The sequence below is a fragment of the Pseudomonas sp. LA5 genome (assembly GCF_028640825.1).
Classification (GTDB): Bacteria; Pseudomonadota; Gammaproteobacteria; order Pseudomonadales; family Pseudomonadaceae; genus Chryseomonas; species Chryseomonas aestiva.
Genome location: NZ_JAQYZY010000060.1, coordinates 45,191 through 60,191 on the forward strand (window position 1 = coordinate 45,191; position 15,001 = coordinate 60,191).

The window sequence follows — 15,001 nt, forward strand, 5'->3', positions numbered from 1 at the left end:
CGGTACAGATGGCGGGTCGGCGCTCAGGCTGGCGGCAGGCGCTCGTCGAGCAGGCGATGCAGGGCGCTGTCGGCCGGCCAGTTGCGCAACAGCCGGGCGCGGTCGCGGGCATAGGCGGCGGCGTAGGCACGGTCGCTGCCATGGGCCTGGAGGGCGTCGAGGTCGATCACCAGCCAGCGACCTTCATGCCAGATCAGGTTGGTGCCCTTGAAATCGCCATGGCCGAGGCGCTCGCGACGCAGGGCCTCGACCAGCGCCAGCAAGGCCTCCAGCTCGACCGCAGGCGGCGCCGACTGCACATAGGGCGCGAAGCGCTCCAGCAGATTGGGTCCGTCGACGAAGGGCGTGACCAGATAGGCGCGCCCGCGCAGGCCGAGAAAGCGGCGCTCGCGCACGGCCAGCGGCTCGGGAGTGGGAATGCCGAGGAATCGCAGCCGATGCCCCTCGCGCCAGCTGTGCCAGGCTCGGCTCGGTCGCCAGAAGCGCGTCAGCCAATGGCCGAAGCCCTTGATGTTGTATCTCTTGAGCACCAGGTCCTGGTCCTGCCACTGCACGCGGGCCACGGTGGCGGCGCCGCCGTCCTTGAAGGTCGGCAGGCCGGCCAGGGCGGCGTCGGGATCGGCCAGCAGGCCTTCCAGGCGACTCAGCCAGGTGCGCCGCACGGCGATCAGGCCAAAGGCGCTGCGGGTGACGGCGAACAGGGTGCATTCCCGGCCGCTCTTCTTCAGGTAGTCGGCCAGGCGCCAGCGGCGGATCTCGGCGATACGCGCCAGCAGAGCTTCCAGGCGCAGGGCGTGTTCGGCATTGACCAGCAGGTAGTGGATCAGCAGCTCTTCCAGCTGAGCATCCAGGGCGGCCGGCAACTGGGCGAAGAACACCGCCAGATTCTCCTGCACCCGCGCCTGGGACAGCGGCTGGCCGACGGTCTCGGCCTGGATGTCCGCCGCGTCTATGACCAGGGCGGCGCCGTCCTTGACCAGCAGGTTGTCCAGGTGCAGATCGGCTTGCCAGAGCCCCTGGGCATGCAGCCGCGCCAGGGTGGCGAGGGCCGCGCCGAGCAACGCGTCCTGTGCCGGCGACAGGGGCGGCTCGGTGACGAGCGGCTGCCAGAGCTGCTCGACGCTGGGCGCCGCCTCGATGAAGTCGAACAGCAGCCAGGCGCCCTGCCCGCTCGCCTCGCCGCTCTCCAGCAGCGTGGGGGTCGGCGCCGCGGCGGCCGCCAGCAGGCGGCACCCCTCGCGCTCGCGGGCGAATTGCCGACTCGCGCGCTCGCCGACCAGCAGCTTGGCCAGCACCCGCCGGCCCTGCCAGCGGGCCTCGCCGACATAGCGCTGACCGGGCAGCACCCTGAGCAGCGACAGCAGTTCCAACTCGCCACTGGGCAGTTCGATGCGCAACGGCAGGGTCGGCGCACGACCGGCCTTGGTCAGTTGCTCCAGGGTCATGCCTTGCGCTCCTTGTGGCGGCGACGCCCGGCCAGACGCCGACTCCAGTCGCGCACGGCGACGCTGTCCAGCGGCTGGTCCAGATAACTCGCCAGCAGGCGGGCGATGTCCTGCTCGCTCCATTGCGGCGCGCGGCGCAGCAGGGGTTCGAGATCGCGCAGGCGATCGCGCCGGCCGAACAGCAGCGGCCGGGTCTTTTCCAGATCGATCAGCCGCGCGGCCAGGCCTTCGCCCTGACGCTGCAGGAACAGATGCTTGGGATAGAAGCAGCCGTGCACCTGGCCGGCGCCGTGCAGCTGGCGAGCCAGTTCGCCAACGGCGACCAGCACCGCCTGGCGCTCCTCGGGAGCCAGGTGCGCCCAGACACGCAGCCAGCTGTCGAGATCGCGCCAGTCATCCAGCGCCCGGGTCAGCAGGATGGCGCGCCAGCCCTGGTCATCGCGGCGCTCGCCGTAATAGGCCAGCTCCAGCGACGGGATGCCGCGCTCGGCGTAGCGGCGGATGTTGCGACTCTCGCGGGCGAAGGTCGGCTCGCCAAGCGGGCGGGCCAGGGTGCGGGTCAGGTAGTCGCGCTGGCGCTTGAGGTAGTAGCCATGGCCGCCAACGTCCAGGCGAAACACCTGGCTGAAACCGCCGCGTCCCTGGTTGGGTTCGTCCACCGCGGTCAGCTCCAGCGCCCACAGCGCCGCGAAGCTGTCCAGGCCCTGGCCGGCCAGCACGGCCCGATCCTCGGCCGCCCACACCTCGTTCATTCCCGCCCCTTGAAATAGTCCAGTACCTCGCGGATGCGCCCCTTGTCGTTGTCGCTGAGGCGCGCGCGACCGCGGTATTGCAGATAGAACCTGAGGCGCTGGGTGCGCGACAGCTGGTACTTGGCCACCTTGTCCAGGCAGGCCAGGTCCTTGACGATGCGCCAGCGCAGCCAGTGGCCGACCCAGAAGGCGCCGGCCGGGCAGTCGATGAGATAGAGCACGCCCTGACCATCCACCAGCAGGTTGCGCCACTTGAGATCGTTATGGACGAAATGGTGGTCGTGCAGGGTACGGGTCGCCGCGGCCAGCTGACGGCTGACGTTGTCCACCCACACCCGGTCGCGCAGCCGCGGATCCTCGCGCCTGGCCAGCTCGGCGAGGTCCAGGGTGTCGGGAATCTCGCGGGTGATCATGGCGCCGCGGGCGAAGCCCCGGGGCGAGCGCTCCATCCCCCAGGCCACCACCGGCGCGGTGGCGATGCCCCACTTGGCGAAACGCTTGAGATTCTGCCATTCGGCCTTGACCCGCGGCCGCCCGACATAGCGCCGCAGCCCCTTGCCGGCGCCGTGGTAGCGCTTGACGTAGTAGCGGATGCCGTCGCGCTCGATGCGCACCACTTCCGACAGCGGATCGCTGGTCAGGCGTTCGCCGCCGAGGGCGAACACCGCTTCCAGGGTGGCGAATTCGGGCAGGTGGGCGACGCTGGAATCGATGCGCCAGTCAGCCATCAGAGCCGGTCCCCGTAGCGTTCCTTGCGTTCCAGCAAGGCGGCGGCCTTGCGTTCCAGACGCGCCAGCAGCGGTGCCTCGTCGCGCAGGATCTCGCGCAGCGGCCGCTGGAAGTAGCCCCGCAGGAAGCGCAGGAAGTCGCGCTGCGTCAGGCCGATGCCCAGGGCGGAGAAATACAGCCCGGCCAGGTCCTTGTCGCGCCAGCGCCGGGGCACCTGGGTGCGGCACTGGGCGCGGTGCAGGTCGATCAGCCAGAGCTGCAGATTGGCCACGGTGACCGGCTGGGCGGTGTCGAGCAGGAAATGGCAGATGTAGCAGTCGCGATGGTTGACACCGGCCCGGTGCATGGCCCCGGTCATGCGCGCCACCTCGGCGATCAGCGCCCGCTTGAGCAGGGGCTCGGGGGGCTGGCGGACCCAGTCGAGGCTGAAGTCTTCGAGGCTGACGGTGGGCGCCAGCTCCTCGGTGATGATGAAGGAGTGCTGGGTCGCCGGATTGGCGCCGCGCTCGCCGAAGGCCACCGCGGTCATGGTCGGCACGCCGACCTGGTGCAGCCGCTCGATGGCCTGCCATTCCTGGCGCGCACCCAGCACCGGCTGCTTGGCCTGCAGCAGATTCTTGGCGATCTCGCCCCAGCCGATGCCGCGGTGGATCTTGACGAAGTAGCCACGACCGGCCACCTCGGTGCGCAGGGTGCGGCGTCCGTCCAGCTCGCGATAGACCTGGCCCTGCAGGGCCTCCACGGCGACGAAGGGATCCTGGCCGGCCCAGCGGCTGGCGAAGGGCTCACGCAATTGCAGGGTCATGCCACCCCCAGGATGACATCGGCGGCGCGTTCGGGCAGCGAATAGAGATCGGCGCTGGCGGCGAAGGCCAGGCCATTGCGGCCCTGCACCGCGCGGCGCTCGGGATCGGCCAGCAGCTCGGCGAGCATCCGGTCCAGGGTCTCCTGGACGAAGGGCGACGGCACCACCGCGCCGGCGCGGGCCTCGTCGATGTAGTGGGCATAGCCGCAGACATCGGTGACCAGCACCGGCAGCCCGGCGACCAGCGCCTCCAGCAGCACGGTGCCGGTATTCTCGTTGTAGGCCGGATGGATCAGCAGATCGGCGCCGAGCAGGAAGCGCGGGATGTCGCTGCGCCCCTTGAGGATCTCGACCCGCTCGCTCACGCCCAGCGCCTTGGCCTGCAGCAGGAAGGGCTTGGGATCGTCCTGGCCGATGGCGAACAGCCGGGTGCGCTTGCGCAACTCCTTGGGCAAAGAGGCCAGGGCGCGCAGGCTGCGATCCAGGCCCTTGGTCTTGAAGCCGGAACCGATCTGCACCAGCAGCAGCTCGCCCTCCTCCAGCCCGAATTCGCGCCGGAAATCGGCGCGGATCTCGGCGGCGTTGGCCGGCGCGCGACGATCGGCGGCGATGCCCGGCGGCAGGAGGTGGAAGCGCGGCGCCGGCGTGGCGTAGTGCTTGACGAACAGCGGCTGCTGCACCTCGGAGATCATCAGGATCTCGGTCGGCGACTCGGGGGCGAACACCGCGCGCTCGTATTCGGCGAAGTGGCGATAGCGACCCCACTGGCGATACAGCGGATTGCGCAGGGTCTGGGCCTTGTCCTCGAAGCAGGGATCGGCGGCGTAATAGACGTCCAGCCCCGGCATCTTGTTGAAGCCGATCACCCGGTCCACCGGATCGCGGGCGAGGTCGGCCTGCAGCCAGGCGTGGAATTTCTCGTTGCGCCGGTGATTGAACAGGGCGCTGACCCTGGCCACCCGCACGTCGAAGCCCTCCGGCACCGGGCCTTCCCAGATCAGGGTGTAGACGCGGATGGCATGGCCCCGGCGCTGGCACTCCTGGGCGATGCGCAGGAAGTCCCGCTGCAGGCCGCCAAAGGGAAAGTACTTGTAGAGCACGAAAGCCAGGGTCATGCGGGGAGGTCTTCCAACAGCAGGGTTTCCAGTTCCAGTTCAACCCGCTCCGGGGTCAGGGCGGCGAGACTGGCCGCGGGCTGATCGCGCGGCTCGTCGGTGCCGTCCAGCCCCACGGCGCTCAGGTGCACCTGGGAGCGGCCATAGGCGCCGACCTTCTTCGGACTGGTCGGGCCATAGAGCGACACGGTGGGCACGTCCAGGGCCGCGGCCAGATGGCCGAGGCCGGTATCCACCGCCACGCAGGCACGGGCGCCGGCCAGCACCTTGGCCACCCCGGCGAGATTCAGTCGCGGCAGCACCTGGACGCCATCCAGGCCGTCGGCGATGCGTTCGGCTCGGGCATGTTCCGCCTCGTTGCCCCACAACAGTCGCACCGGCCAGTCCAGTTGGCTCATGCGCTCGGCCAGTTCGCGCCAGTGGGCCTCGGGCCAGTGCTTGCTGACCCAGGTGGTGCCGTGCAGGAACACCACATAGGGCGTCTCGTTGGTGCCGGCCAGGCGTTGCCGATCCAGGCCGTAGTCACCCACGCCCGCCGGCAGCGGATAGTCCAGGGCCTGGGCGAACAGCTGGCGGATCCGCTCCAGGGCGTGCTGCCCCTTGGCGACATGATAGCGCTCGTCATAGAAGCGGCTGGCCAGGGGCTCGCGGGCGGAGTTGCGGTCGAGACCGGCCACCGGCGCCTCGGCGTAGCGGGTCAGCCAGGCGCTCTTGAGCAGGCCCTGGGCATCGATCACCCGGTCATAGCGCTGCTCGCGCACGCGCGCCTTGAATTCGCCCCACTCGCCACTGGCCCAGGCGGAAAAGGGCTGCTTGCGCCAGCGGCGCAGGGCCACCGGGATCACCTGGCTCACGGCCGGGTGCCAGGCGGGAATCTCGGCGAAGCCCTCCTCCACCACCCAGTCGAAGCAGATGCCGGGGATGGCCCGCGCCGCATCGGTCAGGGCCGGCAGGGTATGGATGACATCGCCGAGGGAGGAGGTCTTGATCAGCAGCACGCGCATCTAGCCCACCTCGACCGGATCGGCGACCAGGCGGCCAAGCGCCTCCTGCACCAGGCTCGGCTGCAGCAGGCGCAGGCAATCGTAATGGCCGAAGCGGCAGGTACGGTCGAAGCAGGGACTGCACTCCAGCCCCAGGCGCACCACCTCGACCTGGCTGGCCAGCGGCGGCGTGAAGCCCGGCGAGGTGGAGCCATAGACCGCCACCAGCGGGCGATCCAGGGCGGCGGCCACGTGCATCAGACCGGAATCGTTGCTGATGACCGCACTGGCACAGGAAAGCAGGTCGATGGCCTCGGCCAGGGAAGTACGCCCGGCGAGGTTGTAGACATCTTCCTCGAAACCGGGGGTGACCCACTCGCGGATCTCTTCGCCACCGGGGGCGTCCTTCTGCGAGCCGAACAGCCAGACCTGCCAGCCCTGACGCAGCCGGGCATCGGCCACGGCGGCGTAGTGCTCGGCCGGCCAGCGCTTGGCCTCGCCGAATTCGGCGCCCGGGCAGAGCGCCAGCACCGGCCGGTCCAGGCTCAGGCCGAAGCGCTCCAGGGCGGCGTCACGGCTGGCCGGGTCGATGGCCAGCCGTGGCTTGGGATAGGGTTTGGGCAACTCCGCACCGGGCGCGTAAGCCAGCGCCATGAAGCGCTCGATCATCAGCGGATAGCGCGCCTTGTCGAGGGTGCGGATGTCGTTGAGCAGGCCGAATCTCATCTCGCCGCGCCAACCGGTACGCTTGGGGATGCCGGCGAAATAGGGCACCAGCGCCGACTTCAGCGAGTTGGGCAACAGGATCGCCTGGTCATAGCGACCGCGCAGCTGCTGGCCGATGCGCCGGCGGGTGGCCAGCTCGAAGGCGCCGTGGCCGAGGGGAAAGCTCAGGGCTTCGCGCACCTCGGGCATGCGCTCGAGCAGCGGGCGACTCCACTCGGGGGCGAGGACGTCGATCTGGCAGTCGGAATGCTGGCGCTTGAGGCAGACGAAGAGGGTCTGCGCCATCACCATGTCGCCGACCCAACTGGGTCCGATGATCAGAATATTCATGCTGGAAGGCGATCGGCACCTAGCGGGTGGCCGACTCCCACTCCCTCAGGCCCGGCCTGATCGAAAGCTCGCGCACGGACATCGACATCTTGCCTCTCCTTACTGATGACGGCCTAAAAGGTGGCCGGATTGCCGGACGGCGTGTCCAGCCCCAGGCCGTGCCAGATACGGCGCACTTCGTCGCGCTCGGCGAGAAAGCCGTCGGCCGGCACCTTGCCCGGCTGCTTCTGCAGCACCAGGCGGTGCAGCGCGGCGCGGTAGACCTTGTAGGCTTCGCGCAGGGCAATGGCGTCCGTGGCCGGTACCAGACCAGCCGCTTCGAGGGATTCCAGGATGCGGATGTTGTCGGGAAAACGCAGCAATTCGGGATGCTGCCACGACCAGGCCAGAACGGCATATTGGACCATAAATTCGATATCGACGATACCGCCGGCATCCTGCTTGAGGTCGAAGCGCTGCTCCGGCCGGCGCGCGTTCGGCCCCAGTCCGCCGGCGGTCACCGCGGTGCCGAGGTTGTCGAGCATCTTGTCGCGCATGCCGGCCACGTCGGCCTGCAGGGTCGCCAGCTCCCGCTGCCGACCGAGGATGCGCGCCCGCACCGCGTCGAAGCGCGCGCCAAGCCGCGGGCAACCCGCCACCACCCGCGCGCGCACCAGCGCCTGGTGCTCCCAGGTCCAGGCCTCGCTCTGCTGGTAGCGCTCGAAGGCCTCCAGCGAGCTCACCAGCAGCCCCGCCGCGCCGGACGGCCGCAGGCGCATGTCCACCTCGTAGAGGGTGCCCACCGGGGTAGTGGTGGTGAGCAGATGGATGATGCGCTGGCCGAGGCGATTGAAGAACTGGGCGCCATCCATGGGCTTGGCGCCATCGGTCTCGGCCAGGGGATCGGCGTCGTGAATGAACACCAGATCGAGATCCGAACCATGGCCGAGCTCGATGCCGCCGACCTTGCCGTAGCCGACGATGACGAAGTCCGGCTGGCAGGGCGAGCCGTCGCGTCGCTGCGGCGTGCCATGGCGCTGCACCAGCTGGCGCCAGGCCAGGCCGAAGACCTCTTCGAGGATCACCTCGGCGAGCCAGGTGAGATAGTCGCTGACCTTCATCAGCGGCAGGCTCCCGGCGATCTCCGCCGCCGCCACCCGCAGGCTGTGGGCGCGCTTGAAGTGACGCAGCACGTCCATCTGCTGCTCCAGATCCTCTTCGGGCAGGCGCATCAGGCGCTCGCGCAATTCGGCGGCCAGCTCCGGTTTCTGCGGCGGATGATAGAGCCGGCCCTCGTTGAGCAATTCGTCGAGCAGCGCCGGATAGCGTGTGATCTGTTCGGCCACCCAGGCACTGGCGCCGCAGAGCTCCAGCAGCCGCGCCAGGGCCGGCGGATTCTCGCTGAGCAGGACCAGGTAGGCGGAGCGTCGCGCCACGGCTTCCACCAGCGGCAGCACCCGCTCCAGCGCCCGATCGGGCTGCTCGTCGGCGCTGACCGCATCCAGCAGCCGTGGCATGAAGGCATCCAGGCGCTCGCGACCGGCGCGCTGCATGGCCCGCACCTGGCCGCTGGCCCGCAGACTGGCCAGCAATTCCAGCGCCTGCTCCGGCGCCTGGAAGCCCGCCGCGCGCAGTCGCGCCAGGGACTCCTCGGGGTCGAGCAGGTCTTCCCACAGCGGCAGCCAGCTGTCTTCCAGCTCGGCGCTCTGGGTCTCCTCCTCGGGATCGGCGATGGTCTGCTGGAAGTGCCAGTCGATGCGGCTGCGCCAGCCGTCGAGCGCCGCGCTGAAGTCATCCCAGTCGGCATACCCCATGAGGAAGGCCACCCGCGCCCGACCCTGAGGGTCCACTGGCAGGGTCTGGGTCTGCTGGTCGGCGATGGCCTGCAGCCCGTGCTCCACATAGCGCAGGAAGCAATAGCCCTCGCGGAGCTCCGCTTCGGCCGCGGCCGGCAGATAGTCGCGCTCGCGCAGACTGGTCAGTACCCCGAGCAGCGGGCGCTGCTGCAGTGCCGGATCGCGCCCGCCGTGGATCAGCTGGTAGGCCTGGGCGATGAATTCCACTTCGCGGATGCCGCCCGCGCCCAGCTTGACGTTGTCGGTCATGCCGCGCCGGCGCACCTCCTGGCGGATCAGCTGCTTCATGCTGCGCAGGGCTTCGATGGCGGAGAAATCCAGATAGCGCCGATAGACGAAGGGCCGCAGCAGGGTCAGCAGCTCGGCGCCGCTGGCCTGGTCGCCGCCGACCACCCGTGCCTTGATCATGGCGTAGCGTTCCCAGTCGCGGCCCTGGTCCTGGTAATAGAGCTCCATGGCGGCAAAGCTCAGCACCAGGGCGCCGGCGCTGCCATAGGGCCGCAGGCGCATGTCGACGCGAAAGACGAAGCCCTCCACCGTGGTGGCGTCCAGCGCCTTGATCAGGCGTTGTCCGAGGCGGGTGAAGAATTCCTGGTTGTCCTGCTCGCGCCGCGCGCCGCGCGTCTCCCCGCCCTCGCCATAGGCGAAGATCAGGTCGATATCGGAGGACAGATTCAGCTCTCCCGCACCCAGTTTGCCCATGCCCAGCACCACCAGCTGCTGGGGCTGACCGCTGTGGCGCCCGGTCGGCACGCCGAACTGGCCGCACTGCTGGGCATAGAGCCAGGCGCAGGCCTGGTCGATGCAGGCGTCGGCCAGGTCGCTGAGGTCCCGACAGGTCTCCACCAGATCGGCGCGCCGGGTCAGGTCGCGCCAGACGATGCGCACCTGCTGCAGCATGCGAAAACGCCGCAGCCGGCGCCCCAGTTCGGCTTCGTCCGGGCAGTCGGTCAGGGCCTCGCGCAGGCGCTGCGCCATCGCCCCCGGCGCCAGCGACAGCTCCAGATCGCCGCTGTCGACCAGCGCCAGGCAAGGCTCGGGCAGGCGGCAGAACTGCTCGACGACGAAATCGCTGAGGGCGGCCACCCGCCGCCACTCGGCGCGCAGCGGCGCGGGCCAGTTCGCCTGGCGGGCCGCCGCCGCGGGCAGCGGGGACAGGGCGTCGGCCAGACGCCGGTCGGCGAGCTCGGCACAGGCGACAAGAGTCGGAGGCAGTTCGGGACGAAGGAGGGGTATCATGGGCAGTCCTGCGCAGGGACGGTCGAACCCCACCACCCTGCCGCGAACCCCCTACCCGGGACATTCCGACGGACCACCTGGTCCGAGCGGGAACCGTTTTCTCGTCCGCGGTTCGGAGTTCGCGAGCCCTCGAGCAGCGCGTTCGACAAACGTCGAATTGTTTTTTATCGCATTACAGCTCGGAGCTGAAACGGATTTGAATTTGTAGTAAAACTACACGCCGATCGGAACCGTCCGGTCATAAATCCAAGAATTTTCGCTGCCCCCAAGAGGCCGGCGGCGACCCTGAGGCGACCGATTTTGGAAGCCTTTCCGCCCTGGAGCAAGCCATGCAAGATCTCGATCCCGTCGAAACCCAGGAATGGCTGGACGCCCTGGAGTCCGTCCTCGACCACGAAGGCGAGGAGCGCGTTCATTATCTGATGACCCGCATGGGCGAACTGGCTACCCGCAGTGGTACCCAGTTGCCCTACTCCATCAATACCCCCTATCGCAACACCATTCCAGTGACCCGGGAAGCCCACATGCCGGGCGACCTGTTCATGGAGCGACGCATCCGCTCGCTGGTTCGCTGGAACGCCCTGGCGATGGTCATGCGCGCCAACCTCAAGGATCCGGATCTGGGTGGTCACATCTCCACCTTCGCCTCCAGCGCCACCCTCTATGACATCGGCTTCAACTATTTCTGGAAGGCGCCCAACGAAGAGCACGGCGGCGACCTGATCTACTACCAGGGCCACGCGTCCCCCGGCGTCTACGCCCGTGCCTTCCTGGAAGGCCGCCTCTCCGAAGACCAGATGAACAACTTCCGCCAGGAAGTGGACGGCAAGGGCCTGTCGAGCTACCCGCACCCGCACCTGATGCCCGACTTCTGGCAGTTCCCGACCGTGTCCATGGGTCTGGGTCCGATCACCGCCATCTACCAGGCCCGCTTCATGAAGTACCTGGAGAACCGCGGCTACATCCCCGCCGGCAAGCAGAAGGTCTGGTGCTTCATCGGCGACGGCGAGTGCGACGAGCCGGAAACCCTGGGCGCCATCTCCCTGGCCGGCCGCGAGAACCTCGACAACCTGATCTTCGTCATCAACTGCAACCTGCAGCGCCTCGACGGCCCGGTCCGTGGCAACGGCAAGATCGTCCAGGAACTGGAAGGCATCTTCCGTGGCGCCGACTGGAACGTCACCAAGGTCCTCTGGGGCCGCATGTGGGATCCGCTGTTCGCCCGCGACACCGAAGGCCGCATGCAGCAGCGCATGGACGCCGTGGTCGATGGTGAATACCAGAACTACAAGGCCAAGGACGGTGCCTATGTGCGCAAGCACTTCTTCGGCGCCAACCCCGAGCTGCTCAAGATGGTCGAGGACCTGTCCGACGACGAGATCTGGAAGCTCAACCGTGGCGGTCACGATCCCTACAAGGTCTATGCGGCCTACCACCAGGCGGTCAACCACAAGGGCCAGCCCACCGTCATCCTGGCCAAGACCATCAAGGGCTACGGCACCGGTGCGGGCGAAGCCAAGAACACCGCGCACAACACCAAGAAGGTGGATGTGGAGTCGCTGAAGAAATTCCGCGATCGCTTCGACATCCCGCTGAACGATTCCCAGCTCAGCGAACTGCCCTTCTATCGTCCGGCCGACGACAGTGCCGAGATGAAGTACCTGATGAGCCGTCGCGAGTCCCTGGGCGGTCACCTGCCCCAGCGTCGCGCGCGCAGCCTGAGCATCCCCACCCCGCCCCTGGAAACCCTGAAGGCGGTGCTGGACGGCTCCGGCGATCGCGAGATCTCCACCACCATGGCCTTCGGCCGCATCCTGTCGCAACTGGTCAAGGACAAGGACCTGGGCAAGCGCATCGTGCCCATCCTCGCCGACGAGGCCCGTACCTTCGGCATGGAAGGCATGTTCCGCCAGCTGGGCATCTACTCGCCCCACGGTCAGCTCTATGAGCCGGTCGATCGCGACCAGGTGATGTACTACCGCGAAGAGAAGGACGGCCAGATCCTCCAGGAAGGCCTCAACGAGGCCGGCGCCATGTCCTCCTTCATCGCCGCCGGTACCGCCTACAGCAACTACAACCAGCCCATGCTGCCGGTCTACATCTTCTATTCGATGTTCGGCTTCCAGCGTATCGGCGACCTGGCCTGGGCGGCGGGCGATGCCCAGACCCGCGGCTTCCTGCTGGGCGGTACCTCCGGCCGTACCACCCTGAACGGTGAAGGTCTGCAGCACGAGGACGGTCACAGCCACATCCTGGCTGGCACCATCCCCAACTGCCGCAGCTACGATCCCACCTATGCCTACGAGCTGGCGGTGATCATGCGCGAAGGCATCCATCAGATGATGGAACTGCAGCAGAGCGTCTTCTACTACATCACCGTGATGAACGAGAACTACCAGCAGCCTGCCATGCCCCAGGGTGTCGAGGAAGGCATCATCAAGGGCATGTACCTGCTGGAAGAAGAACAAGGCGACTTCAAGCACCGCGTCCAGCTGCTGGGCTCGGGCACCATCCTCAACGAGGTCCGCGCGGCTGCGAGCCTCCTGCGCGAGATGGGTGTCGGCGCCGACATCTGGAGCGTCACCAGCTTCAACGAACTGCGCCGCGAAGGCCTGGCCGTCGACCGCTGGAACCGCCTGCACCCGCTGGAAGAGCGCCGCCTGACCTACGTCGAGCAGTGCCTGGGCGAGCGCCAGGGTCCGGTCATCGCCTCCACCGACTACATGAAGCTGTTCGCCGACCAGATCCGCCAGTGGGTCCCCACCGAATTCCAGGTGCTGGGTACCGACGGCTTCGGTCGCAGCGACAGCCGCAAGAAGCTGCGTGATCATTTCGAGGTCGACCGTCGCTGGGTCGCCGTCGCCGCTCTGCAGGCGCTGGCCAACCAAGGCAAGCTGGAACGCAAGGTCGTGGCCGACGCCATCACCAAGTTCGGCATCGACACCGAGAAGCGCAATCCCCTGGATTGCTGATGCGGCACACGGATAAGAGGAAACAACTGTGAGCGAGACCATCCGCGTACCCGACATCGGCAGTGGCGACGGCGAAGTCATCGAGCTGCTGGTGAAGGTCGGCGATACCGTCGAGGCCGAACAGAGCCTGGTGGTGCTGGAGTCCGACAAGGCCAGCATGGAGATTCCGGCCCCCAAGGCCGGCAAGATCGCCGCCCTGCACATCAAGGTCGGCGACACCCTCAAGACCGGTGATCTGCTGATCGACCTGGAAGGCGAGGACGCCGCCAGCGGCAGCGAACCCGCCGCCGAGCCCAAGGCCGAGTCCAAGCAGACCCAGGTCGAGGAAAGCGAAACCCCGACGCCGGCCGGCGACGAGGACGCTTCGGCGTCCGCCGGCGAAGGCGAGTCCCAGGAAATTCACGTTCCGGACATCGGCTCCAGCGGCAAGGCCAGCATCATCGAGGTGGCGGTCAAGCCTGGCGACACCATCGCCGCCGAGCAGACGCTGATCACCCTGGAATCCGACAAGGCCAGCATGGAAATCCCCTCCCCCGCCGCCGGCGTGGTGGAGAGCGTTTCCGTCAAGGTCGGCGACGAAGTGGGCACCGGCGATCTGATCCTGGTCCTCAAGGGCGCCGCCAATGCCAAGCCGAGCAAGAGCGTCGAATCCAAGGCCGGCGACAAGCCCGCCAAGGAAGCCGCCGAGCCCGAGCTGCACGAGGAAGCCGCCGCCGAGCCGGCCGGTGAATCGGTCGAGGAGATCAAGGTCCCCGACATCGGCTCCACCGGCAGTGCCAACGTCATCGAGGTGCTGGTCAAGGCCGGTGACCAGGTCAAGGCCGAGCAGTCGCTGATCGTGCTGGAGTCCGACAAGGCCAGCATGGAAATTCCGGCGCCCAAGGCGGGCGTGGTGGAAAGCGTCGCCATCAAGGTCAATGACCAGGCCAAGACCGGCGATCTGATCCTGACCCTGAAGGTGGCCGGTGCCGCGCCCAAGCGGGCGGCCAAGCCGGCTGCCGGCAATGCCGCCGCCAGCGCTCAGGCACCCGAGAAGAAAGCCGAGGCTCCGGCCAAGGCCGCCGCTCCCGCCAGCGCCCCTGCCGCCGGCAAGGGCAAGAAGGTCCATGCCGGTCCGGCCGTGCGCATGGTCGCCCGGGAGTTCGGTGTCGATCTGGGCGAGGTCACCCCGACCGGTCCCAAGGGTCGCATCCTCAAGGAAGACGTCCAGACCTACGTCAAGGATCAGCTGCAGAAGAGCAAGGCGGCTCCGGCCGCGGCCGCGGGCGTCACCGGTGGCGCCGGCATCCCGCCGATCCCCACCGTGGACTTCAGCAAGTTCGGCGAGATCGAAGAGGTGCCGATGACGCGCCTCATGCAGGTCGGTGCCAACAACCTGCATCGCAGCTGGCTGAACGTGCCCCACGTTACCCAGTTCGACCAGTCCGACGTGACCGATCTGGAAGCCTTCCGGGTCGGCCAGAAAGCCGTGGCGGAAAAGGCCGGCGTCAAGCTGACCATCCTGCCGTTCCTGCTCAAGGCCTGCGCCCATGTGCTCAGGGAACTGCCGGACTTCAACGCCTCCCTGGCCCCCAGCGGCAAGGCGGTGATCCGCAAGAAGTACGTGCACATCGGCTTCGCCGTGGACACCCCGGACGGCCTGCTGGTCCCGGTCATCCGCAACGTCGACCAGAAGAGCCTCCTGCAACTCGCCGCCGAAGCCGCCCAGCTGGCGGAAAAGGCGCGGACCAAGAAGCTCAGCGGTGACGACATGCAGGGCGCCTGCTTCACCATCTCCAGCCTGGGTCACATCGGCGGTACCGGCTTCACGCCGATCGTCAATGCTCCGGAAGTGGCGATCCTCGGGGTGTCCAAGGCCAGCATGCAGCCGGTCTGGGACGGCAAGGCCTTCCAGCCGCGCCTGATGCTGCCGCTGTCGCTGTCCTACGATCACCGCGTGATCAACGGGGCGGCCGCCGCGCGCTTCACCAAGCGCCTGGGCGATCTGCTGGCGGAAATCCGCGGCCTGCTGCTGTAAGCCGCCACAGGATGGTAACGGCTTCCCGCTACCGTCTTCTGGTGTAGCGCAAG

The 15,001-nt window shown here is 68.0% G+C and carries 10 protein-coding genes; 2 read left to right on the plus strand and 8 right to left on the minus strand.

Translation table 11 applies throughout. The features are described from left to right. Window positions 1-23: 23 nt before the first annotated feature. From PVZ72_RS22740 to glnE, 8 genes are all read right to left on the minus strand, one after another. Entirely contained in the window at window positions 24-1,445 is a 1,422-nt protein-coding gene (locus tag PVZ72_RS22740) for a lipopolysaccharide kinase InaA family protein (RefSeq protein WP_273863074.1), read from the minus strand. Further along, window positions 1,442-2,197 (minus strand): lipopolysaccharide kinase InaA family protein, encoded by a 756-nt coding sequence (locus PVZ72_RS22745; RefSeq protein ID WP_187978466.1) that lies wholly within the window; start codon window positions 2,195-2,197, stop codon window positions 1,442-1,444. The genes PVZ72_RS22740 and PVZ72_RS22745 overlap by 4 nt, the downstream gene beginning before the upstream one ends. Continuing rightward, on the minus strand, window positions 2,194-2,925 hold the full coding sequence (locus tag PVZ72_RS22750; protein WP_133862986.1) for a lipopolysaccharide kinase InaA family protein: 732 nt from the start codon (window positions 2,923-2,925) through the stop codon (window positions 2,194-2,196). Before PVZ72_RS22750 ends, PVZ72_RS22745 begins: the two co-directional genes overlap by 4 nt. Beyond that, on the minus strand, window positions 2,925-3,731 hold the full coding sequence (rfaP, locus tag PVZ72_RS22755) for a lipopolysaccharide core heptose(I) kinase RfaP (RefSeq protein ID WP_273863075.1): 807 nt from the start codon (window positions 3,729-3,731) through the stop codon (window positions 2,925-2,927). Before rfaP ends, PVZ72_RS22750 begins: the two co-directional genes overlap by 1 nt. After that, on the minus strand, window positions 3,728-4,846 hold the full coding sequence (locus PVZ72_RS22760; RefSeq protein ID WP_273863076.1) for a glycosyltransferase family 4 protein: 1,119 nt from the start codon (window positions 4,844-4,846) through the stop codon (window positions 3,728-3,730). Before PVZ72_RS22760 ends, rfaP begins: the two co-directional genes overlap by 4 nt. Next, window positions 4,843-5,850: a lipopolysaccharide heptosyltransferase I gene (gene waaC, locus PVZ72_RS22765; protein ID WP_273863077.1), complete on the minus strand. Its 1,008-nt coding sequence runs from the start codon at window positions 5,848-5,850 to the stop codon at window positions 4,843-4,845. The genes PVZ72_RS22760 and waaC overlap by 4 nt, the downstream gene beginning before the upstream one ends. After that, window positions 5,851-6,885 (minus strand): lipopolysaccharide heptosyltransferase II, encoded by a 1,035-nt coding sequence (waaF, locus tag PVZ72_RS22770; protein WP_273863078.1) that lies wholly within the window; start codon window positions 6,883-6,885, stop codon window positions 5,851-5,853. A gap of 113 nt (window positions 6,886-6,998) precedes the next feature. Beyond that, the gene (gene glnE, locus PVZ72_RS22775) at window positions 6,999-9,959 is read right to left on the minus strand and encodes a bifunctional [glutamate--ammonia ligase]-adenylyl-L-tyrosine phosphorylase/[glutamate--ammonia-ligase] adenylyltransferase (RefSeq protein WP_273863079.1); all 2,961 of its coding nucleotides are present in this window, start codon (window positions 9,957-9,959) and stop codon (window positions 6,999-7,001) included. A gap of 329 nt (window positions 9,960-10,288) precedes the next feature. Here glnE and aceE point away from each other — a divergent pair, with 329 nt between their 5' ends. Together aceE and aceF are read left to right on the plus strand one after the other, a co-directional pair. Further along, complete coding sequence (gene aceE, locus PVZ72_RS22780) at window positions 10,289-12,931, plus strand: pyruvate dehydrogenase (acetyl-transferring), homodimeric type (RefSeq protein WP_187978463.1); 2,643 nt, start codon at window positions 10,289-10,291, stop codon at window positions 12,929-12,931. Between the two features lie 28 nt (window positions 12,932-12,959). After that, on the plus strand, window positions 12,960-14,948 hold the full coding sequence (aceF, locus tag PVZ72_RS22785; RefSeq protein WP_273863080.1) for a dihydrolipoyllysine-residue acetyltransferase: 1,989 nt from the start codon (window positions 12,960-12,962) through the stop codon (window positions 14,946-14,948). Window positions 14,949-15,001: the final 53 nt, after the last annotated feature.